Raw genomic sequence first — 24,185 nt, 5'->3', positions numbered from 1 at the left:
GACTTCAGTTACTTATTGCTAATTGAAGTTTTTTTTCTCTTTTCTTTTTTTAAATTACAATTGTCTAAACACTCTTTTAAGCATTCTTCAATTACATCGCTAGTTATTTCGAAATCTTCTACCTTTTTCATAATATAATCTTCCTCCCAATAATAAAGAAATTTAATGGAGCCAAAACAAGAATATGTAAACTATTATACCATATTTTTCCAGAAACACAAGCAATATTATATTTAAATTCATACATAAATACCACATCATAGTTAAAATAGCTGAAGGGTGGTACTTTATTTATTTTAGCTTTTGTATAAAATATAAGTAAGGATAGAAATAAAGTACATGGAGGAATTGAAATGAAAATAGGAGTTATAATGGGTGGAATATCTTCTGAAAGAGAAGTTTCCTTAAATTCAGGAAAAGAGATAGTAAAATATTTTAATAAAGAAAAATATGAGGTTGTTCCAATAGTAATAGATAAAAAAGATGATATTATTGCAAAAGCAAAAGATATAGATTTTGCATTTATAGCACTGCATGGTAAGTTTGGAGAAGATGGAATAATACAGGCAGTACTTGAAACTATGGATATCCCTTATTCTGGATGTGGTCCATTGACAAGTGGTATATGCATGGACAAAGACATAACTAAAAAATTATTAAGATCAGCAGGAATAAACACAGCAGATTGGTTATCTGTAAAATCTGTGGAAGAAATAGATTATGATTTTATAGAAAAGATGGAATATCCTGTAGTAGTAAAACCTAATTGTGGAGGTTCAAGCGTAGCTACAAATATAATTAAGAAAAAGCAGGATATAGAAAGTGCAGTAAGATTAGCATTAGATTATGACACTGAAGTTATGATAGAAAAATATATTAAAGGTGATGAGATAACTTGCTGTATAATGAATGGAAAGGTACTTCCAATAATAGCTATAAAGCCTAAAGCAGAATTCTTTGATTATACAGCAAAATATGCAGATGGTGGTTCGGATGAAATTATAGTGCAATTTGAAGAAGGACTTCAAAATAAAATAGAAGAAATGGCATTAAAATGTTGGAAAGTTTTAAAATGTAGTGTGTATGTAAGAGTAGACATGATAATAAAAGAAGGAGTACCATATGTACTTGAGTTAAATACATTGCCAGGAATGACTAAAAATAGCTTATTCCCTAAAAGTGCAAAGGCTGTAAATATGTCATATACAGATTTATTAGATAAAATAACTGAGTATTCATTAGTTGAAGTAAGATAAAAGTTAATAAATGCGTGAATAATAAAAACAAATTCCTCTGTCAATTTGATGGAGGAATTTTATTTTATATGTAAAATGGATTATATGTAATTTCTTTAAATACATGAAAAAATATAATCAATATGCTTTCTTTTAAGATAAAAATTATTCAATTGAAATATTACTTAAGCAAATATATAATAATTGTATGTCTTGAAATTTGTCTAAACTTAGAAGTTGTTGTAGAATTATGATTTAAATAGACATGTTATTTAGAATGGTCTTAGGAGGGTTAAATGAATATTTTTGAATTATTGAAGGTAAATTCTTTTTCTAAGCTAAAAGTAATTAATAAAAATGCTGATTTGTATAGAGAAATAGAAACAATAGAATCAACAGAGACTCCTGATGTAGCTGAATATTTGCCCAAAAATACATTACTTATTACAACAGCTATGGCGTATAAGGATGATCAGGAACAGCTTTGTATGCTTATTCGTAAATTAAATGACTTGCCATGTGCAGCATTGGCAATAAAACTAGGACGTTTTATTAATTACTTAGATGAAAAAGTTATCATGACAGCAGATGAGTTGGGATTTCCCCTTTTACAGATTCCTATGGATGTTACCTTAGGAGAAATATATCATCAAATGCTTGGCTATTTATGGAACGTCCAAAACAAGGAAGTACTATATGCACTAAATACCCAGAAAAAGTTCTCTACACTTATATTTCAGGGAGCATCTACAGAAGTCTTGTTAAATAATTTGGGTATTATCCTAAAAAAGCTAGTTGTACTTATGGATCCGCTTGGGAATATTATTGGTTCCAATGATAATTTTATAGAAGGAGATATGAAAAATGTAAAAGAATTATTTTTTTCCTTGTCCCTTTATAAAAAACAATCAGGGGTAGTACAATATTATATTGATCCAAAGAAGAAAAAAGGTAGAATTTCCATTTATCCTTTTCATGCTTTTGGACGGAATTCTTATTATCTCTTTATTTTTAACTCAGAGTCATTGCCTGCTGATATTTCAGCTTTAGTTATAGAGCAGGTTCTGCTTGCATTTGAATTTTCATTATATAAAAACTTGTGTATTTTATATCATAAATTAAAAGATAATGAAAGATTTTTGCTTTTGCTATTAGATAAAAATAAAATGGAGGAATTACCGCCGCAGCAGTTGTTGTCTATTGAAGAAAAGCATGGATTAAGGCCTAGTAAGTTCTATTATGTTGTCTTAGTAACATTAGAATCTTTTAAAAACAATAAGTTTCATGTTGATAAGTTTTCTCATCGTGAACAAAAGTACATTTTTATTTATGAGTGGTTACAAAAAGACATTTTAAAAAATTATCATAACAGCATTATATTAGTTCCGGAAATTGAAAATTATAGATATGTATTACTAATTCAAGATAATGACAATGATCTAGAAGAAAAGTTGCGATATTATCATGATAGACTTTTGGAAATGCTACAAGTAAAAGTTACTTTTTCATATGGTAATAGGGTATCGGAAATAGAAGCAATAAAATACTCTTATTATGGAGCTTTAGAAAGCTATCAGGTGGGAGAGGAAAGAGATGATATTTCTTTTATTAAGCATTTTAAAACAAAAAATGTTAACGAGTTATTGAAAACGCTTTCTAAAGATGAAGTAGAAGGATTTTGTATCTATAATTTAAAGACATTAGCATATCCACAAGATGTGAAAAGCTTAGAAATTAGAAATACCTTAAGAACTTATCTGGAATCCAAATGTAGCATTACAGAAACTTCAAATAAGATGTTTCTTCATAGAAATACTGTAAAATATAGAATAAAAAAGTGTGAGGAGATTTTAGGGAGAAAAATAGATGAGTCTGATTTTATACTCCAATTACAATTAAGTTTGATTTTAACAGAAGAAAAATAATCAAAATTATGAAACCAAAATAAACCGCCAGCAAGTCTGGCGGTTTTCGTTAATATGCACAAAATAATATACTTTTCTTTATTTACAATAAACTTTCATAAAATCTAAAGATTCTTCTATTAAAGATAAAGCGTCTTCACAGGTTGTATCTTTGTCAAAATCATGTGCTTTGATAGAAGATACAAATAGGTTTGAATTAGGTAGAAGAGAGGATAAAATTTGAGATTCTGAAAAAGGCACATCTGGATCATGAAAACTATGAGCAAGCAATACGGGAGGAAAATTGGTGAAATCTTTTGTTTTCTTAAATGAAAATGAGTTATAAAAATCCTCCATGGAATCACCAACTAGCATAGATATCCACTTTCCTGTTTGTCTGGCATAGACATATAAGCTATATCGTGTATCCAATGAACCTTCTGCGGATTCCTCTTCTTTACATATCTTATTGATTGTTTCAACATCTACAGCAGGAAATTTCATATAATATGAGTTTGGCTGAGTATACCAGGAATCATGAACAAATGCATAACCATAATAAGAAAGAATTCCACTAGGGGCTTCTGGCAAATTCATCCTTCCAGCAAGAAGACATAGGTATGCGCCAGCAGATCTTCCAAATAGAAAATATGGGCATTTAGAATAAAATAGATTAGTACGGTTATCTAAGTACCAATTAATGGCATCGTTTACGTCACCTATAATATGAGATAATTTATTTATAGGAGCTAAACTATAATCAAAAGCAAGGATAGAATATCCAGCATCACAAAATTTATTGATATGATATTCTGGAAGGTCTGTTCTTTTTCCAAATAACAATCCGCCACCATGAAAATATAAAAGAGTTGCGCGGGTTGTTTTTTGTGTGCTTCGATATAGTGTAGCATATAATTCTATATTTGTTTTTTTATAGCAAAATGTCTCTAGGGACATTTTGTTTGAGTTTACAGAATACAAAAGAATACCTCCTTATTAAAAATGAGAATATTGTATTAATATTTTAAATTTTTAGTTTGTATTTTTTTTAGTTTACATTAAAATACTAAATTTTAGAATGTGCATAATGGACAAAAAACCAAAAGAGGAATTATCCACAATGAATATTGTTACTATTTGGTTCTCCAAATACAATGTATACATAAGCTAAAGAAATGGAGGTGCTTAGGTAATGAGTGAATTATTAAAAGAAATCGAAGATATAAGAAGTTGGATTTCTTCTTTTGGATCAGATGATTTAGGAGGAGTAAGCAGACTGTTATATTCGGAAAGTTGGTTAGAAGTACAAAAGGCATTAAAGAAAAAGTTTGAAGAATTAGGTATGGAAGCTAGGTTTGATGAAATCGGCAACTTGTATGGAAAAATTATTGGAACAGATAATGGTAATGAAACAATTGCAACAGGGTCACATGTGGATACGGTTGTAAACGGTGGACAATTAGATGGACAGCTAGGAATTATAGGTGGATATTTAGCTATCAAACGTTTATTAGAAAACTATGGCAAACCTAAGAAAAACATAGAAATAATATCCTTGGCAGAGGAAGAAGGAAGCAGATTTCCATATGTTTTCTGGGGCAGCAAGAATATTTTTGGAATAGCAGAGAAAAAAGATGTAGAGAATATCGAAGATGCAAATGGTATTCGTTTTGTAGATGCTATGCATCAATGCGGATTTGATTTTAAAAAAGACAACTCATGTTCTATTCCAGATGTAAAAGCTTTTGTAGAGCTTCATATTGAACAGGGAAATACACTAGAAATGGAAGGAATATCTGTAGGTGTAATTTCCGGCATCGTAGGACAGAGAAGATATAACATTAAGTTAAAAGGCGAGGCTAACCATGCAGGAACAACATTGATGAAATATAGAAAAGATGTTACTCAGGTTTTTGCAAAAATTGTAACAGAGTCTATTGAAAAAGCAAAAAAAGTGGGAGATCCGTTAGTTTTAACTTTTGGAAAAATTTTAGTGAAACCTAATACAGTAAATGTAGTTCCAGGAGATGCAATGTTTACAATGGATTGCAGACATACAGATAAAGAAGTTTTATGTAAGTTTACAGAAGAAATAGAAGAGCTCATGAAACAGACAGCTAATGAATCAAATGTAGAAATAGAAATTGACCGCTGGATGGATGAAGATCCAGTTCCAATGGATAGTAACATTACAAATGTAATTGAGAATGCCTGCAAGAAGAATAATATAGATTATAAAATTATGCACAGTGGTGCAGGACATGATTCTCAGATAATTGCACCAAGAATTCCGACAGCTATGATATTTGTACCTAGTATTAAAGGGATTAGTCATAATCCAGCTGAAGATACAAAAACAGAAGATTTAAACAAGGGAATTGAAACGCTAAAAGCATCCTTGTATGAATTGGCATATTAATATTAAATGATGGGGGATTTAGAATGTTAAAAGAAAACGATTTATCAACATCAGTTCAGAGTAATTATTGGAAGAGAATTGTATTTACCTTTTGTCTTGGTTGGACAATAATTTGGATATATAGAGCTATGCTATCTCCTATTTATGCAGAAATTCAAGGAACTATAGGACATCAGACAAATGCAGCAATGGGAGTAATTGCAAGCTGTTATTTCTTTGGATATACAGCACTTCAAATTCCTTCAGGATTTTTGGTAGATAAGTTTGGTCAGAAAAAGGTTCTTATACCTGGATTTACTATCTTTGCTTTAGGTGCGTTAGGTATTGCACTTTCAAAATCATTAACGTCAATTTATATAGGTAGTGTATGTGCAGGTATTGGTTGTGGAACTTATTATGGAGCAGCATTTTCATTAACAGCACAACATGTACCGTTTGAAAAGAAGGGCTTTTCAACAGCAATTGTAAATAGTGGTTCTGCTTTAGGATTAATCTTAGGTATGACTGGCTCTAGTTACATTGTAAAAACTATGAAAATGCCTTGGCAGACAATGGTGTTTATTTCTTCAGCATTAATTTTCCTACTTGTATTATGGTTTGTGTTTGCAATAAAAAGTACAGATCGTGTAAAACCAGAAAAACAAGTAAAAGTAAGTAAAACTGAAGTGGATACTCAACCAGCACAGAAGAATTCATTATTTGGACTAAATATGATTTCATGCTATATCTTATACTTCTGTACATGTTATGCGTATTACATGATTGTAACATGGCTTCCAAAATTCCTACAGACTGAAAGAGGAATTAAAGGTGGATTAGTTGGACTTATAGTATCTATGATTTCCGTAACAGCAGTTCCAGGAGCATTATTCTTTGCTGGTCTTTCAGATAAAATAAGAACTAAAAAGGCATATATAATTATTGGACTTGAAGCTTCAGCATTTGTTTTAGTTGCTGTATCTATGTTTGCACCAAATACAACTAGTTTAGCAATAATATTATTACTTTATGGATTCTTAGGAAAAATGGCAGTTGATCCAGTATTGATTTCTTATATTTCAGACAAAGCAGATAAAAAGAATCTTGCTACAACTTTGGGAATGTTTAATTTCTTTGGAATGGCATCATCAATTGTTGCGCCAGCAGCTACTGGTATTGTAATGGATAAGACAGGTTCTGGTGTAATAGGATTTTATGTTGGAGCAGTATTATTAGTTATTGGATTATTACTATTTGTGTTATTTAATGCAAAAAGTTTAAGTAATAAAAAAGTGGAGGTATAATTATGAGTTATTTAAATCAAGTTACAGGATATAGAAAGGATATTTTAACAAACAGATCTGTTGTAAAACATGGCAACTTTGCTTTGATTGAACCAGATGGCATTGTAAAAAATGTGATTCCTGGATTTGAAAATTGCGAGTTAACCATCTTAGCATCTCCAAAATTGGGAGCTTCTTTTGTAGATTACTTACTTACTGTTAATGAAGGTGGATGTAATCATTTAGGCTTCGGTGAAGATGGCGTAGAAACTTTCCTTTATGTATTTGAAGGTGATTTAAAAGTATGGAATGAAGAAAAAGAACAAGTGATAACAGATGGAGGCTACATTTTCTGCCCAGAAAACAGAAAACTATATTTTGAAAATAACGGAGATAGAAAAGTAAAAGCTTTCTTATATAAAAGACATTATGATCGTATAGAAGGTTTTGAGGCACATACTGTAATTGGCAATATCAATGATGTTGAGTGGGTACACTATGAAGGAATGGATGATGTATTAGTAAAAGATTTTCTACCTTCTGCTACAGATATTGGATTTGACATGAATTTCCACATACTTTCTTTTAAACCAGGAGCTTGTCATGGTTACATAGAAACTCATGTACAAGAGCATGGAGCATATATCTATTCAGGACAAGGTATGTACAATTTAGATAATGAATGGATTCCTGTAAAAAAAGGGGATTACCTATTCATGGGAGCATATAGCTTACAAGCAGCTTATGGAATTGGCAGAAATGATGAATTTGCATACATTTATTCTAAAGATTGTAACAGAGATGCAAAACTTTAATATTCATATTTAAGTAATCAAAATATTTGTTTTATGCAATATCAAGTAATATTAACAATTGTTTTGTCTAATATGTACTTGATATTGCTAAGATATTGACTATATGTCTATTTAAATAATTTATAAACTTGTTAAAAATTTAAATTGGCTAAGGCGCAGGTTTTAGTGAATTTAATTATATAAATATCAAATTTTATTGGAGGAAACATAAATGAAATTAGAAAGAGCAAAATTAAAGCAATTGATGAAAGATAAATTACATAAAGCTGGACTTATTGATTCTCATGCAGAGGTTATATCTGAGATTTTAACATGGTCTGATGAAAGAGGTTATCACTCACATGGAGCAGTTAGAGTAGAATATTATGCAGAAAGAATTGCTAAGGGTGGTATTACTACAAATCCAGAATTTAAATTTGAGAAAACTGGACCTGCTAGTGGAGTATTTTATGGAGATAATGGCTGTGGATATGTAGCAGCAAAGTTATCTATGGAAGAAGCTATTAAAATGGCAAAAGAAACAGGAGTTGCAGTGGTAGGAGTAAGAAACATATCACACAGTGGAAGTATAGGATATTATGCAGAAATGGCAGCAAAAGAAGATTTAGTTGCAATTACTCTATGTCAGTCAGATCCTATGGTAGTACCATATGGAGGATCAGAATCTTATTATGGAACAAATCCAATTGCTTTTGGAGTTCCTACAGCAGATGAAAGAAAAGTAATATTTGATATGGCTACAACAGTTCAGGCTTGGGGTAAAATTTTAGACGCACGTTCTAAAAACAAACCAATTCCAGATACATGGGCAGTAGACGAAGAAGGAGATCCTACTACTGATCCAAGAAACGTAGCTAATTTACTTCCTATTGCAGGAGCAAAAGGATATGGACTTATGATGATGGTTGACGTATTATCTGGAATAATGTTAGGCGTTCCATTTGGAAAACATGTAAGTTCTATGTATGCAGATCTTTCTAAAGGAAGAGATTTAGGACAGCTTCATATTGTAATTGATCCAAGTAGATTTACGGATATTGAAAGCTTTAAAAAGAATATGTCCGCTTCATTAGATGAATTATCACAAATGAAACCATCTAAAGGCAATGATAAGGTATATTACCCAGGAGAAAGAGCATTGCTTAGAAAAGCAAAATATGACAATGGCGGAGTTGAAATTGTAGATGACATCTATAATTATTTAATCAGTGAGGATATTCACTTTAACCGTTACGATCATAAAAATAAATTTGCTGAATAAAAGTGGAAGGCGGTAATTTCATGTTAAAAACAATTATAAAAAAGGGAAGCTATCACGATTCCGTTATACTTATGCTATTGACAAACAAAATAAGTACAATGGATGGTGTTGATAAAGTTTCTATCATGATGGCAACTCCTGCAAATAAAGATATATTTAAAGAAGGTGGAATGGAAACACCCGAATTAATGGAAGCAAGTGCTAATGACATGGCAATTGTTCTAGAAACAAAGGAAGATATTATAGATGCTGTGCTAGCAGAAACAGAAGAATTTTTTAAAAATCAATCATCAAAATCTAATAAAAAGTCAAAATCAGAAGCTGTGGATTCATGGGATAAAGCATTGGACAAGCTTCAGGATGCCAACCTTGCAGTTATATCAATTCCAGGAATTTATGCAGCTTTGGAAGCTGATAGAGCACTAGATGAGAATTTAAATGTGTTTATGTTTAGTGACAATGTTACATTGGAAGATGAAAAAAAATTAAAAGAAAAGGCTCACAAAAAAGGATTGTTAGTTATGGGGCCTGACTGTGGAACAGGAATTATCAAAGGAATACCAGTAGCATTTACAAATCATGTTACGCCTGGAAAAATAGGAATAGTAGGAGCTTCAGGAACAGGAATACAGGAGATAACAACTATTATTGACCGTCTAGGAGAAGGAGTAACAAATGCAATTGGAACAGGAGGAAGAGATTTATCCGAACATATAGGGGCAATTACTATGATGGATTCCATTAATGCAATGGAAGAGGATAAGGATACAGACGTAGTAATAGTAATATCAAAACCACCAGCAGAAAAAGTTCGTAACAATGTTATGAAACGTTTGAGAAATTTTAAAAAGCCTGTAGTAACACTATTTTTAGGCGAAAAACCAGAATTTCATGAAGAAAACTTCTATCATGCATATACACTTGATGAAGCAGCAAGAATTGCAGTGAGTTTATTGAGAAAAGAAAATATACAAGGAAATAAATGCAGTGTAAATGTGGATAAAAGTTTTTCAGCTAAAGAAAACAAGACAATTAAAGGATACTATTCAGGAGGAACATTGGCAGCAGAGGCTGCAATGATAATCAGGGATACATTAGATTTGTCTGTATCTTTAGGAAAACAAGAAGGTTATATGTTAAATACATCAGGGCATGTTGTAATTGACCTGGGAGACGATGTATATACACAAGGTAAGCCACATCCAATGATTGACCCTACTAAGAGAGTAGAATGTATGAGAGAGGCAGCTAAAGATGCAACTACCGGAGTTATACTGTTTGATATTGTGTTAGGATATGGTTCTCACGAAGATATGGCAGGAGCTTTACTTCCAGCTATTAAGGAATTACAGGATAATGCAAAAAAAGATAACAGAGATTTATATTTTGTAACAACTATCTGTGGAACAAGACAAGACTATCAAAATTATGATAAGCAGAAGAAGATAATGGAAGATGCAGGAGTTATTGTTTGTGAAAGTAATAAACATGCTGTAGAAGTAGCAGTTACATTAGCTGGATACAAATTTAATGAAATTACAAAGAAAATTATGCCTAAGAAAACTAATGCAGATAACACAGAATATAGCGTATCAGAGTCTGTACGTAGGTTACTTCAAGAAAAGCCAAAGGTTATTAATGTTGGATTAGAAAGCTTTTCCAATGTGTTAAAAGAATTTTCTTGTGAAGTGGTTCAATATAATTGGGCTCCACCAGCAGGGGGAGATATGCAGATGATTAAAGCATTACGTTATTTGAGAAATTATAAATTTTCTGGGATTGGAGATAATTAAAATGATTTATAAAACAATAGACGCTGCCAATCAGGCAGTTATTCGTAAAATAGTAGCTGCATCTCCCGTTCTTTTAGATGTGGTGCAAGCAAAAACAGTGATTCAAGAATTAAATGGAGCAAAAGTTCTATTACATGCAGGTCCACCTATAAAGTGGGAAAACATGCCGGATCCTATGCAGGGATCATGTATTGGAGCAGTACTTTTTGAAGAATGGGCAGATACAGAAGAGAAAGCAAGAGAGCTTTTAAGTTCAGGAGAAGTTAGATTTATTCCATGTCATAATGTACAGGCGGTTGGACCAATGGGTGGAATTACTTCTGCTAATATGCCAGTATTTGTTGTAGAAAATACGACAGATGGAAATAGAGCATATTGTACTTTAAATGAGGGAATTGGTAAGGTTTTAAGATTTGGAGCTTATTCTGAAGAAGTAGTTGTAAGACTTAGATGGATAAGAGATGTGTTAGGACCTACTTTAGGAAAGGCCCTTAGAACTTTTGAAAGCGGTTTAGCAGTTAATCCTATGATTGCAAAAGCTATTGCTATGGGAGATGAATTCCATCAAAGAAACATTGCTGCTTCTTTAGCATTCTTAAGGGAGATAAGTCCTGTTATAGTTAAACTTGATATGAATGCAGATGATAAAAGTCAGGTTGTTAAATTTCTTGCAGATACAGATCAATTTTTCCTTAATATCATGATGGCTTCAGCTAAAGCAGTTATGGATGCAGCGAGAACAATTCAAGTAGGAACTATTGTTACAGCTATGTGCAGAAATGGAGAAAATTTTGGTATCAGAATTTCAGGAATGGGAGATGAATGGTTTACAGCTCCTGTAAATACTCCACAAGGTTTATACTTTGCAGGCTATGATGGAGATATGGCAAGCCCTGATATGGGAGATAGTGCTATTACAGAAACCTTTGGAGTTGGAGGAATGGCAATGATTGCTGCACCTGCAGTTACCAGATTTGTAGGAACTGGAGGATTTGAAGATGCACTTGAAATCAGCAATCAGATGAGAGAGATTGTTATTGATGAAAATCCTAATTTCATTATTCCAACATGGAACTTTAAAGGAATTTGTCTTGGAATAGATGCTAGAAAAGTTGTTGAAAAGGGAATTACTCCAGTTATTAATACTGGAATTGCCCATAAAAAAGCAGGATTAGGCCAAATTGGAGCTGGAACAGTACATCCACCTATTGAATGTTTTGAAAAAGCAGTTTTAGCATATGCAAAAAAACTAGGATATACAGAATAATTATATTTACTTAAAGCTTCAATGTGTATCACGAGGTGATTATCGATGAAAATACAGATCGAAAGTGTCTCTATTGAACTTATGAAGCTATTGAGAGAGAATGAGGAATATGCTGTTCACAGCTGCTTTGAAAGTGGCTTTAATATAAAAGTAGATGAATTTTTATGTTTTGTTGGAAATAGGCAAAACACTAAATTACCATATGGTATTTTACTTAAGGAACAGTATATTCCATCATTATTAGAATTGGTAGATGGCAGGAAGATAAGCTTTGTTTGGAATAAAGAAAAGGGACAATTGGAAACAAAAGGAATTGAAATACAGCTTAGAGAAGGAAAAGGTTTCAGCAATTTTCTGAAGCAGAGACCTCACAGTATGTCAAAATCATATTTTGATTTGTTAAAAAATAATATTGATTTGAATTTGAAAACAGGCTTGGGATTCTCATTATCTCAATTAGTGAGAAAGGATGATACAAGAATAGATAGATTATGTTCCAGTTTTCAAAGTAAAGAAAAAGATTTTATAAGGATAGCTCTATTAAAATGGATAGGATATGGATTGGGATTAACTCCATCAGGAGATGATTTTTTAGTTGGAATTCTGTTTGTTAATAGAATATGTCCTATATTAGGACAGGAATTTTTAGAAGAATTAGAGGAACTTATTAAGGAAAGAAAATATACAACAGATATTAGTATACATTATTATATGAGTGCTTTCCAGAATTGTTATAATGATGCTTTGCTTGATATGTATCAGGCTTTGATTGAAATTGATGAAAAATCATTAGAAAAAAGTATAGAAAAAGTGCTTCAATTTGGACATACTTCAGGCTCTGATATGATAGCAGGAATTTTTCTGGGACTGCATACACTAAAAAGTTGCAAATAGAATTAAATGATTGTTAGGAGATGAGCCTATGAAAAAAGAAAAGGTTGTCATAAATTCTCAATCAAGTCATAAATGGAAAGTAAGGTATTCGGTTTTACTTGTATTATGGTTAGGATGGTTGTTCTCTTTCATAGATAGAATGGTTATTACTTTATCATTACCTTTTATCGGTAAAGAGTTTAATATCAATTCTATTGAACAGGGAGCTATAGTAAGTGCATTTTTCGTGGGATACGCTATGTTTCAAATTCCAGGGGGAGTACTTGCAGATAAATTTGGTTTTAGAAAGCTTTTATCAATAGGTATAGTATGGTGGTCTATATTTACTACTATTACAGGTACAGTTTTATTTTATCCAGTATTATTGATAGTACGTTTCTTTTTCGGAATTGGAGAAGGTTGTTTCCCAGGAGCTTCTTATAAGACGATTACTACATATTTCCCGCGTAAACAAAGGGGAACTGCTACCAGTATTCAATCCACTGTTAATACTTTAGGACCTGCTGTAGCATCAATTATTGGAGCTGCTATTATATCTATTTATGGATGGAGAAAAATTTTTTTAGTACTTGGCATACCAGGAGTAATTTTAGGTATTTATATTTGGTTTAAATTTAAGGATAACCCAGCCGATCATCCTAAAATTACAGATGAAGAACTTTCAGAAATTTCACAAGATGAAGTTAAAAATGATACTGGTTCAAAAATACCATTTAAAGAATATTTGGCAAGGCCTATTTTATGGCAATTGAGTATTATTTGGTTCCTATTTGATATTACTTTCTGGGGGTTTGTAAGTTGGCTTCCTAGTTACTTAATGATGGAAAGAGGATTTTCATTAATTAAAACAGGAATATTTGGTGCACTTCCATATTTGGTAGGTACAATAGGTATTTTAATAGGAGGATATATATCTGATCATACTCAAGGTCATAGAAAGTGGTTTTTTGTTTCAAATGCATTGTTTGCAGGGGTGTTTTTATATCTAACTTTTAGTGCAGCATCTGCTAATATGTGTATTTTCTATCAAGTTGTTGCAGCATTCTTCATGTTTTGTGCACAAGGAGTTTTCTGGGGATTGGTTGTAGATAGCATGGATTCAAAAATAGCAGGAACTGGTACTAGTATTGTTAACTTTGGTGGCCAAATTGCCGGATTTATATCTCCTTTTACTATGGGGTATTTAATTCATATATCTGGAGGATCGTATAATGCAGCATTTACTTTTATAGCGGTTGCTATTGTGCTAGCTGCCATAGTTGCTACAACGGTAAAGCAAAATGTAAGCAAAATATAATGATATATTAATTATCTGAATTTTTACATAAAAAAACACTTTAATTAAATATACAAAGTAAAAAATTTTCTAATGTAATTATAAAATATATTAAATTTTTTGGAGGAATATTATGAGAAAAATTGTTATAGCATTAGGTGGAAACGCGCTTCAATCGGAAGATTCAATACCAACAGCAGAGGCACAATTAGAAATTGTAAAACAAACAGTTGTGCATCTTGCTGAGTTAATAGAAGAAGGACATAAGGTAATAATAGCTCATGGTAATGGACCACAGGTAGGTAGAATTGCAATACAAAATGAACATGCAAGTGAAATAACTCCTGCTATGCCTTTTGATATTTGTGGTGCAATGAGTCAAGGGATGATTGGCTACAATATTCAACAGGCATTAAGAGATGAACTTGTAAAAAGAGGAATCAATAAACCAGTAATAAGCGTTATAACTCAAGTTGTTGTTGATAAAGATGATTCGGGATTCAAAAATCCAACAAAGCCTATTGGTGCATTTTATAAAAAATGTGAGGCAGAAGCTCTTGAAAAAGAAAAAAGTTATGTAATGATAGAAGATTCAGGACGTGGATATAGAAGAGTAGTTGCATCACCTAAGCCTAAAAAAATAGTAGAATTAGAATCTATAAAAACATTGATAGACAATGATAATGTAGTAATTTCAACAGGAGGCGGCGGAATTCCTGTAATTGAGCTAGAAGATAAAACTCTTCAAGGTGTAGCTGCAGTAATAGATAAGGATTTTGCTTCAGAAAAATTAGCTGAGGATATTGATGCAGATGAACTTGTTATATTAACAGGGGTAGATAGGGTTGCAATAAATTTTGGTAAACCAAATCAAATAGATTTAGATAAATTAACAGCAGAAGAGGCTAGAAAATATATTGAAGAAGGTTATTTTGCTAAAGGAAGTATGCTTCCTAAAGTTGAAGCAGCTTTAAAATTTGCTGAATCTAAAAAAGGTAGAAAGGCAATTATTGCTTCACTAGAGAAGGCAAAATTAGCCTTAAGAGGTGAAAGTGGAACTACTATAAGCTTGAATTAATATTATTGAGCTTATGATTAAGCAAAATGAAGATATGATGAAAAAGGTGGTTCACCTATGGAAAAGAATACAAGAATATTAAAAATTAAAAGTTTTAGAACAAAACTGATAATATTTGCAGTAGTGACTTCTTTGTTAAACATATGTGTCCTAGGCAGCGTTATGTCTACTCAAGTATATAGTGAAATGAAATCCAATCAAAATAGTAATGTTGATAATATATTGAGTAGGTATACAACCTATTTAGATCAGTTCTTTGGTGATAATGAAGCTTCTTTAAACCAATTTGCTGAAAACTACTATCTAAAGAATATTTTAGCAGACCCACAGAATAATTCTGCTAAGATGATTAGTTTATTTAAAGATTTTCAAAATTCTCATCCTCTTGTACAACTTATTTCCTATGGAACAGAAACGGGTCAATACTACTTTGACCCTGCTAGGAATTCAGTACCTACAGGATATGATCCAAGAAAAAGGCCCTGGTATATACAAGCTAAGGCAACAGATAATATTGCATATACAGCAGTTTATGCTGATGCTAACACTGGTAAAAACATATTGACCATTGTTAAAAAAATAAAAAATGATAACAATGAAATGGTTGGTGTATTGGGAATTGTTATACGATTAGATACACTAAATAAAATAAATAGTGGCTACAAGATAGGAGAAAAAGGTTACACGTTCATAACTCAAGGGGAAAATTATCTTGTGCATAATAACAAAGATTTAATTAATAAAAAAATTACAGAGCAGAAGATGCATGATCTTTCTGTTGGAAAGACAAATTCCACATTTAATGATACAAGTGTTGAAAAGGGAAAAAATGAAACAAGACACATAAAATGTACCTATTATCCGAGAACGGGTTGGACTATCTGGAGTGTTGGATATAATTCTGATCTTTTAGCACCTGTATATAAAATACTTTATAAAATATTGTTTTTATCCTTATTTTTATTAGTGCTTACAATAATATTGTCAATAGTGGTAAGCAAAATAATGATGAATAATATTAATAAGATACTAGAAGCTACAAATATCATGAGTGAGGGAAATATGACTCATGAATTAGTTTTAAAATCTGGAGATGAGTTTCAATTGCTTGCACAAGGTGTTGAAGCAGCAAGAAAAGGAACTAAGGGTTTAATAGAAAATGTAAATCAAATTACTGATAAAGTACTTAACACGTCATCATCATTAGTATTAACGGCAAAACAAACCGCTGTTGCTGCTGAAGAAGTTTCAGGTGCAATAGCAAGTATAGCTATCAGCTCTACAGATCAGGTTCAAGAAACAGAAAAGATTTCAGTATCAATTAAAAATTTTTCCGAAAAACTAGATGTTATGACAGAAGATTTTTCTTTTGTGAATGAATCTGTTAACAAGATTAAGAAACAAGTAACTACTGGTGTGGATAATATGTGCGTTCTTAACATCAAAGCTAAAGAAAATATTCAGTTAACTTGTAAAATAGAAAATATGGTGAACCATTTAGCTAGTGATATTAAGAATATAGATAAAATTTTGGCAGCAATAAAAGTTATTTCAGAACAAACTAATCTATTGGCATTAAATGCTTCAATCGAGGCAGCAAGAGCAGGAGAAGCAGGTAGAGGCTTTAGTGTAGTGGCTGATGAAATAAGAAAACTAGCTGAAAGTTCTGCAGAGTTTACACAAAAAATTAAAGAAATTACTGATATGATTCAACAAGATTCTATTCATACAGTTAATTATATGAGAAATTTAAAGCAAAGTGCAGAAGAACAAACTGGAGCAGTAGAAAATGCTAATAGCACCTTCAATTTCATTAGTGATTCTATAAAGGGAATAGGAAAAAGTGTAAACTTAACATTTGAGAATGTAAAAATAATTGATGATAATAAAAATAAAATATTAGAAGCTGTTAATACTATTACAGCAAATTCAGAAGAAAATGCAGCATCTATAGAACAAGTAAGTGCTTCGTCAGAAGAACAAACTGCTAGTGCAAGTGTAGTAACCTCTAATGCTGTTGATTTAGAAAATTATATAAATGATTTAAGAAAATCTCTTGATAATTTTAAAATATAAAAAATTTCCTAATGAATGAAGATAAGAATTGATAATTTCAACATAGAGGAGAAGTATTTTAATTAGAAGTAGAGAAAGTTGAGGAATAGAAATGTATAAAATAGTAGATAAAAAATTATTGGCAGAAAACATTTATCTAATGGATATAGAAGCTCCAAGAGTTGCTAAGTCTTGTTATCCAGGACAATTTGTTATAGTTAAGATGGACGAAAGAGGGGAGCGAATACCTCTTACAATTTGTGACTACAATGCCGAGAAAGGAACTGTAACTATAGTATTTCAAACTCTTGGCGAATCAACTAAAAAAATGGCTGAATATGAAAAGGGACAAGCTTTTGAAGATTTTGTAGGTCCACTAGGTCAACCGTCAGATCTCGTTTATGAAGATATAGAGGAACTAAAGAAAAAGAATATAATATTTATAGCTGGTGGAGTAGGTACAGCACCAGTATATCCACAAGTTAAATGGTTACATGAAAATGGAGTTAATGTAGATGTTATAGTTGGATCAAAGTCAAAGGATTGCATAATACTTGAAGATGAAATGAAAGTTGTGTGTAAAAGCTTGTATGTTGCTACGGATGATGGAAGTCACGGATATAAGGGCCTTGTTACAAACTTATTAAAAGAGCTTATAGATAACGAAGGTAAAAAATATGATCATGTGGTAGCCATAGGACCAATGATTATGATGAAATTTGTAGCTAAGCTTACAAAGGAATATGGAATTAAAACTATAGTAAGTTTGAATCCTATAATGGTAGATGGTACAGGAATGTGCGGTGCTTGCAGAGTAACTGTAGGAGAAGAAGTGAAATTTGCTTGTGTTGATGGACCAGAATTTGATGGACACCTTGTAAATTTTGATGAGGCTATGAGAAGACAAAAAATGTATAAGACTGAAGAGGGAAGAAAAGCTTTAAAGGAAATAGAAGGAGATACTCATCATAGAAAAGGATGTGGCTGTGGTAGGCACAATGATTAATGATTATTATGTGCTTATGAGGGATGCAAGGAGGAAGAAGTAATGGATAGAATGAAAAGAACACCAGTAAAAGAACAAGATCCAGGATTAAGAGCTAAAAACTTTCATGAAGTTTGTCTAGGATATAGTAAGGATGAAGCCGTATTAGAAGCATCTAGGTGTTTAGAGTGCAAAAAACCTATGTGTGTTTCTAAATGTCCTGTATCAATAAATATACCAGCGTTTATATCAAAAGTAAAAGAAGAAAATTTTGAAGAAGCTGCTAAAATAATAGCAGAATCCAGTGCACTTCCAGCAGTTTGTGGGAGAGTATGTCCACAAGAAAGTCAATGTGAAGGAAAATGCATTCTTGGAATAAAAGGAGAAGCCATATCTATAGGTAAGCTTGAGAGATTTGTAGCAGACTGGTCAAGGGAAAATAATATAGATTTGTCAGATAAAAAAACTAGCAATGGAAAAAAAGTAGCTATTATCGGAAGTGGTCCAGCAGGACTTACGTGTGCTGGAGATTTAGCAAAACTCGGCTATGACGTGACAATATTTGAAGCTTTACACGAAGCTGGTGGTGTTTTAGTATATGGAATTCCAGAATTCAGACTTCCAAAGGATACTGTTGTTAAACACGAAGTGGAAAATGTTAAAAAGCTAGGTGTTAAAATAGAAACCAATGTTATAGTTGGAAGAACTGTTACAATAGATCAACTATTAGAAGAAGAAGGTTTTGATGCAATATTCATTGGTTCAGGAGCGGGACTCCCTAAATTCATGGGAATACCAGGAGAAAACCTAAATGGAGTATTTTCAGCAAATGAATTCTTAACAAGAAATAACCTAATGAAAGCTTTTAAGGAAGAGTTTGATACTCCAATAAAAGTAGGTAAAAAAGTAGCTGTAGTTGGTGGTGGAAATGTTGCAATGGATGCTGCTAGAACAGCATTAAGACTTGGAGCAGAAGTTCATATTGTATATAGAAGATCAGAATCAGAACTTCCAGCAAGAGTTGAAGAAGTACACCATGCAAAAGAAGAAGGTGTAATACTTGATATACTTACAAACCCTACAGAAATTCTAGGAGATGAAAATGGCTGGGTTACAGGTGTAAAATGTGTAAGAATGGAATTAGGAGAACCAGATGCATCAGGTAGAAGAAGACCTGTTGTTGTGGAAGGATCAGAGTTCATAATGAATGTAGACACAGTAATAATGTCCCTTGGAACTTCACCAAATCCATTAATTTCTTCAACAACTAAAGGTTTAGAGATAAATAAATATAAATGTATAGTAGCTGAGGAAGAAACAGGACTTACTTCAAGGCAATCGGTGTATGCTGGAGGTGACGCCGTAACAGGTGCTGCTACAGTTATTCTTGCCATGGGAGCAGGTAAAAAAGCTGCTAAAGCTATTGATGAATTTTTAAATAAATAAATAACAGTGCCAATAATAAAAAAGCTTGGCACTAGTCATTCAAATATGCCCTTTAATCTTATATTTTAATAGAGCTGGAGATGAGGTAATCCTTTCTCCAGCTTAAATTAGTTATGGGATTATTTCAAAAATTTCCATTTCAATCTTAGATTTAACGTTAAATATCAGTTGTCTTATATCTTATATGATATAATATATAAGATAACTTAAGAAAAGAAAAAGGTGGAGAATAAAATGGGAACTTTAGTAAAACAGTCTCTTGTAGATCAAATATATATTCAAATTAGAGATGACATTATTGAACAGGTAATTCCTTGGGGGAAGAGGTTAAATGTCAATGAACTTCAGGATAAATTTGGAATAAGTAGTACACCAATAAGAGAAGCTTTAAATAGATTACAAAAAGAAGGACTAATTGAATATAAAAATAATATAGGGGCTAGTGTAATTAGTATTGAAAAAAAAGATATTATTGAAATTCAGGAAGTTGCTTTAACATTAGATTGTGCTGCTATAAGGTATGCTATAGAGAATGGTAGAATTGATGAGATTTCAAATGAATTATTGCATAATATTAAAAATTTTCAAGAGGCTAACGATGAAATAAAACGTTCAGAAAGTATAGAAGAATTTATAAGAGTTTTTTATAAATATGCAGATAACTCCAGACTTATAGCTATGTCAAAATTAATAAAAGGACAGCAAAGTATGCTTAGAAGTGCCTATCGTAAAGAAAGAGATGGCATGACTAGTATTGATAATCATATTAATATATATAATGCTGTACTTGAAAAAAATATTGATAGTGCTGTAACATCTATGGAAAAAGAGTATAAGCAGGCTACAGAAATTTTATTGAATTGCCTTGTACATAGAAAATCAAGTGATTCTTAGACTCAGGTGGAGTTTGTTTGTGAGGAATATCTCTTACTTGAGCAAAAGCTCGTAAAATGCCTGGGAAAATACGAGGTGATATAGTGAATGATACTCAAATTAAATGTTTTTTAGAAATTGCCTATGAAAAAAGCTTTACAAAAGCAGCTAATAATTTATACATAACACAACCTGCTATAAGTAGATATATGGCAGCTTTTGAAAAAGAGCTTGGAATATCTTTGTTTGATAGGACAAATAAGCATATTAAATTAACTGAAGCAGGAGAAATATACTACGATTTTTTTCGTAGATTTCAGTTAGAATTTGAAAATACAATGGAAAAAGTTCATTCTCTAAATTGTAAAAGGCAAGGTATTATAAGGTTAGGTTATATTGTAGGATGGAGCATTTCATCATTTTTACCTAGTATTTTGGAAAAATTCTCAAAGGAGTTTCCTGATATCTCAGTTTCAGTGGAATGTTTGGAAATAAATGAGCTTATAAAAGCACTAACTACTAATAATTTAGATGTGATATTAACTTTAGATAATTCTTTGGATGGTATTAAGGATATTAATAAACAAAAAGTAACTGAAATCCAAAAGCTGATTTTGTATTCTAAATTTCAAAAACTACCTAAAAAACAAAATCTAACACCATATGATTTTAAAGATGAAACTTTTTATGTTATAGCTAATGAAGAGGCGCATAATGCTGAATTAGAAATTCGTAATTATTGTAAGTCATATGGGTTTGTACCACATTTAAAGTTGTCACCAAATATGGAATCTATATTTGCATCTGTAGAAAATGGATTGGGTGTAACATTTTTTGATACATGGGGAAAAAATATAATAAATACACCATCCTTTAAATATGTTTTATTAGATTCTAATCATGAGGTGAGCATGGCATGGAATAAAAATAATAAAAGTGAAATTGTACATGTATTAGTTAATGAATTTATACGTCACCTAAAATAATTGATAACTAAATAAGATAGCACGTTTCTGACAAAGTAATTTGCAATATAAAATAATCCATATCAAAATTGATATGGATTATTTTATATTTTAGGCATTGTACTTATGGTTTCATATTTGATATTATTTTAATAAAGATATATGTTATAAGATATATCTTATAATATTTGCAAAATTTATAAAATTGGAGGCATTTTATGAGTACAAGAACTGAAATGTTATGTAAAAACATTGAATTTATAGGTTATGACGATATGAATGGAAAACCAGGATTTCAAATGGCTATGCAAAAATCTGGAGATAAATATTATATCTATACAGCTTCATTTAGACACAATGGATGGAATATAATTGATGTTACTGATCCAGCACATCCAAGAAATGTTAAGTGGCTTGAAGGTCCATGGCTATCTGAAGATTTGCATGATGGACAGGGTACACCAAAGATTCAAATTGCTGACGGAATTATGGTTACAGCACATGGTGGAACAATGAAAGAATTACATGGTACAGAAATTGGTTTACCATTCTGGGGAGGAATAATGATCTGGGATGTAAAAACAGATCCGGAAAACCCAATTTTATTATCTAAGTTTGAATGTAAAGGTGGAGCTGGAGTACATAGATTCTTCTACAATGGCGGAAGGTATGTATACGTAACCGGAAATGCAGAAGGATTTAATGGATTTATCTTAAGAATAGTAGATATTGAAGATTCTAAAAATCCTGTAGAAGTTGGAAGATGGTGGGCTGATGAACAGTTTATGAATAATAAAGTATCATCAGGCAGTGCACGTTATGGATCAGCAGAAGCATTATCTGCACCATTCCTTCATGCATGTGTTGTTAAAGATGATATTGTTTACATGGCATATGCAAATAAGGGATTTATTATGTTAGATGTAAAGGATAAAACAAATCCTAAAATGTTAAATTGTCTTCCTCTTAATCCACCATTTGGAGGAGGATCAGCAGGAGCGCCAATTCATTCTGTTTTACCATTAGGAGACAGACCTTATGTAGTGGTTACAACAGAAGGAGAAAGGTCAAGATATTTCAGCAATGAAACAACAGAAGGATTATTTAAGAAAATTGTAACTCAGCCTATGAATATGCTTAGTATAGTAGAAGTTACAGATGTAAGTAATCCAAGTCTTATTTCCATTTTTCCATATCCTGAAGTACCTGAAGGATATACTCATGGTACAAACTTTAATGTTGTTGATGGAGTGCGTATTCCATTTGGACCTCACAATATATTTGATGCATTTGGTCAAGATGTTTATGAGAAACGTAATGACAGAGTTTATTGTTGTCATTTTAATGCTGGACTTCGTATTTACGATGTAAGTGATCCTTATGTACCAAAAGAAATAGCATATTTCCTTCCACCAGATCCAAAGAAGGATTTATTCAATAATGCAGAAGGTAACTTAGTACCTGGAGCAAGAGTTGCAATAACAGAAGATGTTTTAGTTGATGATCGTGGTTATATTTATATAGATACATATATGGATGGATTGTATATATTACGTTGTACTGTTTAACTTACTATTTTATAGAAGAGCAGCTTGTAATTTAACAGTACCTTTCCGTAATAATAAGCTGCTGTCATAGTATTTATGGTGATGGGATTAGATATTTCTATATCCCATTACTATAAATACAAAATGTTAATTGCTTAATAATTTTACAAAGTAAACGTTTTATAGATGTGAGGTAAATAATTAAAAATAAATTATTATTGAAAGAGGGAATTATAAATGTCAATTCAATTTCAGCCCATGAGAAGCCTTATTTATGTAGATGTTGTAAAAGAGGATTACAGACACATGTTAAAGCATTGGCTTTACTATCATCATGTACCAGAAAGTATGGCGCAGTTTGGTCCATATGTAAGTAAATATGCGTTTTATCCTGCATTACCAACACCACCAGACGGAGAAAGATTTGGAACTCACAGAATGCAGTTAACAGAACATTACTGGCTAGTTAATCCACTAACACCTGAATTTAAAAATAAAGCTATGACTGAATATTTTCCAATTGACGTATTAAAATGGCAAGGTAATGTTCCAGACGATAATGAAGTAGCAATTCTTGAAGGTAAAGAAACAGAGAAAATGGAATCAGGAGATGCTGCAAGATCAACAGGTGGTGATAATGGTATGCCTCCATTTATCTGGGCTTTTGTACCTATTTCCTGGGAAGAAGATTTAAAAGGTGAAGGAAGAACTATGGAAGATGGGCCTAACTATCGTTGGCAGTTTGTAATGAAATATCCAGATGGTGTATCTATGGAAGAAGGGGACAAGTGGTTTTATGAAGAAGTTGTACCAAAATTTCAGGAATCTCAAGATGTAACAAGAATGTTAACAAGCAAAATTATTCAAAGTATTAATAATTGCCCATATCAAAGAGTGGTTGAAATATGGTTTAATTGTCCTTCAGGCTGGCATAGAACTGCAGTGGAAAAGGCAAAAGAGATTAAAAAACCATCTTGGGCTAAGTATGATAAATTCCCTTATTTGAAACCTAAATTTGAAATTTCAAGTTTATTCTTAACAGATATTGCTGAAAGTGATAACTATACACAGTATCGCGGATTTATTCCTATGCGTTAAATCATCAAATAT

The 24,185-nt window shown here is 31.8% G+C and carries 20 protein-coding genes; 18 read left to right on the top strand and 2 right to left on the bottom strand.

What is annotated here, in order from left to right; all coding sequences use genetic code 11:
- Positions 1-8: 8 nt before the first annotated feature.
- Positions 9-131 (bottom strand): hypothetical protein, encoded by a 123-nt coding sequence (locus Ccar_RS27590; protein WP_007061321.1) that lies wholly within the window; start codon positions 129-131, stop codon positions 9-11.
- A gap of 222 nt (positions 132-353) precedes the next feature.
- Between Ccar_RS27590 and Ccar_RS15740 the strand changes: the two genes are divergently transcribed.
- Positions 354-1,256 (top strand): D-alanine--D-alanine ligase, encoded by a 903-nt coding sequence (locus Ccar_RS15740; protein WP_007061322.1) that lies wholly within the window; start codon positions 354-356, stop codon positions 1,254-1,256.
- A 275-nt stretch (positions 1,257-1,531) separates the two neighbouring features.
- Positions 1,532-3,160, top strand: coding sequence for a PucR family transcriptional regulator (locus tag Ccar_RS15735; RefSeq protein WP_007061323.1), 1,629 nt, complete (start codon positions 1,532-1,534; stop codon positions 3,158-3,160).
- Positions 3,161-3,238: 78 nt separating this feature from the next.
- Here Ccar_RS15735 and Ccar_RS15730 read toward each other — a convergent pair whose 3' ends face one another.
- Complete coding sequence (locus tag Ccar_RS15730) at positions 3,239-4,120, bottom strand: alpha/beta hydrolase (RefSeq protein ID WP_007061324.1); 882 nt, start codon at positions 4,118-4,120, stop codon at positions 3,239-3,241.
- Positions 4,121-4,331: 211 nt separating this feature from the next.
- Between Ccar_RS15730 and allC the strand changes: the two genes are divergently transcribed.
- The 16 genes from allC (at position 4,332) to Ccar_RS15650 (ending at position 24,173) form a co-directional block, all read left to right on the top strand.
- Positions 4,332-5,558, top strand: coding sequence for an allantoate deiminase (allC, locus tag Ccar_RS15725; protein ID WP_007061325.1), 1,227 nt, complete (start codon positions 4,332-4,334; stop codon positions 5,556-5,558).
- A 23-nt stretch (positions 5,559-5,581) separates the two neighbouring features.
- Positions 5,582-6,841: an MFS transporter gene (locus Ccar_RS15720; RefSeq protein WP_007061326.1), complete on the top strand. Its 1,260-nt coding sequence runs from the start codon at positions 5,582-5,584 to the stop codon at positions 6,839-6,841.
- A 2-nt stretch (positions 6,842-6,843) separates the two neighbouring features.
- The gene (allE, locus tag Ccar_RS15715) at positions 6,844-7,635 is read left to right on the top strand and encodes a (S)-ureidoglycine aminohydrolase (protein ID WP_007061327.1); all 792 of its coding nucleotides are present in this window, start codon (positions 6,844-6,846) and stop codon (positions 7,633-7,635) included.
- Between the two features lie 211 nt (positions 7,636-7,846).
- Entirely contained in the window at positions 7,847-8,896 is a 1,050-nt protein-coding gene (allD, locus tag Ccar_RS15710) for an ureidoglycolate dehydrogenase (protein ID WP_007061328.1), read from the top strand.
- Between the two features lie 20 nt (positions 8,897-8,916).
- On the top strand, positions 8,917-10,689 hold the full coding sequence (fdrA, locus tag Ccar_RS27445; RefSeq protein WP_007061329.1) for an acyl-CoA synthetase FdrA: 1,773 nt from the start codon (positions 8,917-8,919) through the stop codon (positions 10,687-10,689).
- A gap of 1 nt (position 10,690) precedes the next feature.
- Positions 10,691-11,956 carry a YlbE family protein gene (locus Ccar_RS27440; protein WP_007061330.1) on the top strand — a complete coding sequence of 422 codons (1,266 nt, stop codon included), beginning with the start codon at positions 10,691-10,693 and terminating at the stop codon, positions 11,954-11,956.
- A 45-nt stretch (positions 11,957-12,001) separates the two neighbouring features.
- The gene (locus Ccar_RS15695) at positions 12,002-12,850 is read left to right on the top strand and encodes an oxamate carbamoyltransferase subunit AllH family protein (RefSeq protein WP_007061331.1); all 849 of its coding nucleotides are present in this window, start codon (positions 12,002-12,004) and stop codon (positions 12,848-12,850) included.
- Between the two features lie 28 nt (positions 12,851-12,878).
- A complete protein-coding gene (locus Ccar_RS15690; protein WP_007061332.1) occupies positions 12,879-14,147 on the top strand; it encodes an MFS transporter in 1,269 nt (422 codons plus the stop codon).
- A 112-nt stretch (positions 14,148-14,259) separates the two neighbouring features.
- The gene (gene arcC / locus Ccar_RS15685) at positions 14,260-15,204 is read left to right on the top strand and encodes a carbamate kinase (protein ID WP_007061333.1); all 945 of its coding nucleotides are present in this window, start codon (positions 14,260-14,262) and stop codon (positions 15,202-15,204) included.
- 57 nt (positions 15,205-15,261) lie between these two features.
- Positions 15,262-17,280, top strand: a complete 2,019-nt coding sequence (locus Ccar_RS15680; protein WP_007061334.1) for a methyl-accepting chemotaxis protein — start codon at positions 15,262-15,264, stop codon at positions 17,278-17,280.
- A gap of 91 nt (positions 17,281-17,371) precedes the next feature.
- The gene (locus Ccar_RS27260) at positions 17,372-18,265 is read left to right on the top strand and encodes a sulfide/dihydroorotate dehydrogenase-like FAD/NAD-binding protein (RefSeq protein ID WP_007061335.1); all 894 of its coding nucleotides are present in this window, start codon (positions 17,372-17,374) and stop codon (positions 18,263-18,265) included.
- A 42-nt stretch (positions 18,266-18,307) separates the two neighbouring features.
- On the top strand, positions 18,308-19,690 hold the full coding sequence (gene gltA / locus Ccar_RS27255; RefSeq protein WP_007061336.1) for an NADPH-dependent glutamate synthase: 1,383 nt from the start codon (positions 18,308-18,310) through the stop codon (positions 19,688-19,690).
- Between the two features lie 234 nt (positions 19,691-19,924).
- Positions 19,925-20,584 (top strand): GntR family transcriptional regulator, encoded by a 660-nt coding sequence (locus Ccar_RS15665; RefSeq protein WP_007061337.1) that lies wholly within the window; start codon positions 19,925-19,927, stop codon positions 20,582-20,584.
- Between the two features lie 83 nt (positions 20,585-20,667).
- The gene (locus tag Ccar_RS15660; RefSeq protein WP_035774787.1) at positions 20,668-21,549 is read left to right on the top strand and encodes a LysR family transcriptional regulator; all 882 of its coding nucleotides are present in this window, start codon (positions 20,668-20,670) and stop codon (positions 21,547-21,549) included.
- A 197-nt stretch (positions 21,550-21,746) separates the two neighbouring features.
- Positions 21,747-23,096 (top strand): LVIVD repeat-containing protein, encoded by a 1,350-nt coding sequence (locus Ccar_RS15655; protein ID WP_007061339.1) that lies wholly within the window; start codon positions 21,747-21,749, stop codon positions 23,094-23,096.
- 216 nt (positions 23,097-23,312) lie between these two features.
- A complete protein-coding gene (locus tag Ccar_RS15650; RefSeq protein ID WP_007061340.1) occupies positions 23,313-24,173 on the top strand; it encodes a hypothetical protein in 861 nt (286 codons plus the stop codon).
- Positions 24,174-24,185: the final 12 nt, after the last annotated feature.

The sequence above is a fragment of the Clostridium carboxidivorans P7 genome (assembly GCF_001038625.1).
Taxonomy (GTDB): domain Bacteria; phylum Bacillota; class Clostridia; order Clostridiales; family Clostridiaceae; genus Clostridium_AM; species Clostridium_AM carboxidivorans.
Note: the sequence above shows the minus strand (reverse complement) of the source record. Positions and strands in the feature narration are given on the sequence as shown.

What these genes read in the sequence shown, in the direction of transcription:
- Ccar_RS27590 (WP_007061321.1), bottom strand. Translation starts at nt 131, where the DNA reads ATGAAAAAGGTAGAAGATTTCGAAATAACTAGCGATGTAATTGAAGAA.
- Ccar_RS15740 (WP_007061322.1), top strand. Translation starts at nt 354, where the DNA reads ATGAAAATAGGAGTTATAATGGGTGGAATATCTTCTGAAAGAGAAGTT.
- Ccar_RS15735 (WP_007061323.1), top strand. Translation starts at nt 1,532, where the DNA reads ATGAATATTTTTGAATTATTGAAGGTAAATTCTTTTTCTAAGCTAAAA.
- allC (WP_007061325.1), top strand. Translation starts at nt 4,332, where the DNA reads ATGAGTGAATTATTAAAAGAAATCGAAGATATAAGAAGTTGGATTTCT.
- Ccar_RS15720 (WP_007061326.1), top strand. Translation starts at nt 5,582, where the DNA reads ATGTTAAAAGAAAACGATTTATCAACATCAGTTCAGAGTAATTATTGG.
- allE (WP_007061327.1), top strand. Translation starts at nt 6,844, where the DNA reads ATGAGTTATTTAAATCAAGTTACAGGATATAGAAAGGATATTTTAACA.
- allD (WP_007061328.1), top strand. Translation starts at nt 7,847, where the DNA reads ATGAAATTAGAAAGAGCAAAATTAAAGCAATTGATGAAAGATAAATTA.
- fdrA (WP_007061329.1), top strand. Translation starts at nt 8,917, where the DNA reads ATGTTAAAAACAATTATAAAAAAGGGAAGCTATCACGATTCCGTTATA.
- Ccar_RS27440 (WP_007061330.1), top strand. Translation starts at nt 10,691, where the DNA reads ATGATTTATAAAACAATAGACGCTGCCAATCAGGCAGTTATTCGTAAA.
- Ccar_RS15695 (WP_007061331.1), top strand. Translation starts at nt 12,002, where the DNA reads ATGAAAATACAGATCGAAAGTGTCTCTATTGAACTTATGAAGCTATTG.
- Ccar_RS15690 (WP_007061332.1), top strand. Translation starts at nt 12,879, where the DNA reads ATGAAAAAAGAAAAGGTTGTCATAAATTCTCAATCAAGTCATAAATGG.
- arcC (WP_007061333.1), top strand. Translation starts at nt 14,260, where the DNA reads ATGAGAAAAATTGTTATAGCATTAGGTGGAAACGCGCTTCAATCGGAA.
- Ccar_RS15680 (WP_007061334.1), top strand. Translation starts at nt 15,262, where the DNA reads ATGGAAAAGAATACAAGAATATTAAAAATTAAAAGTTTTAGAACAAAA.
- Ccar_RS27260 (WP_007061335.1), top strand. Translation starts at nt 17,372, where the DNA reads ATGTATAAAATAGTAGATAAAAAATTATTGGCAGAAAACATTTATCTA.
- gltA (WP_007061336.1), top strand. Translation starts at nt 18,308, where the DNA reads ATGGATAGAATGAAAAGAACACCAGTAAAAGAACAAGATCCAGGATTA.
- Ccar_RS15665 (WP_007061337.1), top strand. Translation starts at nt 19,925, where the DNA reads ATGGGAACTTTAGTAAAACAGTCTCTTGTAGATCAAATATATATTCAA.
- Ccar_RS15655 (WP_007061339.1), top strand. Translation starts at nt 21,747, where the DNA reads ATGAGTACAAGAACTGAAATGTTATGTAAAAACATTGAATTTATAGGT.
- Ccar_RS15650 (WP_007061340.1), top strand. Translation starts at nt 23,313, where the DNA reads ATGTCAATTCAATTTCAGCCCATGAGAAGCCTTATTTATGTAGATGTT.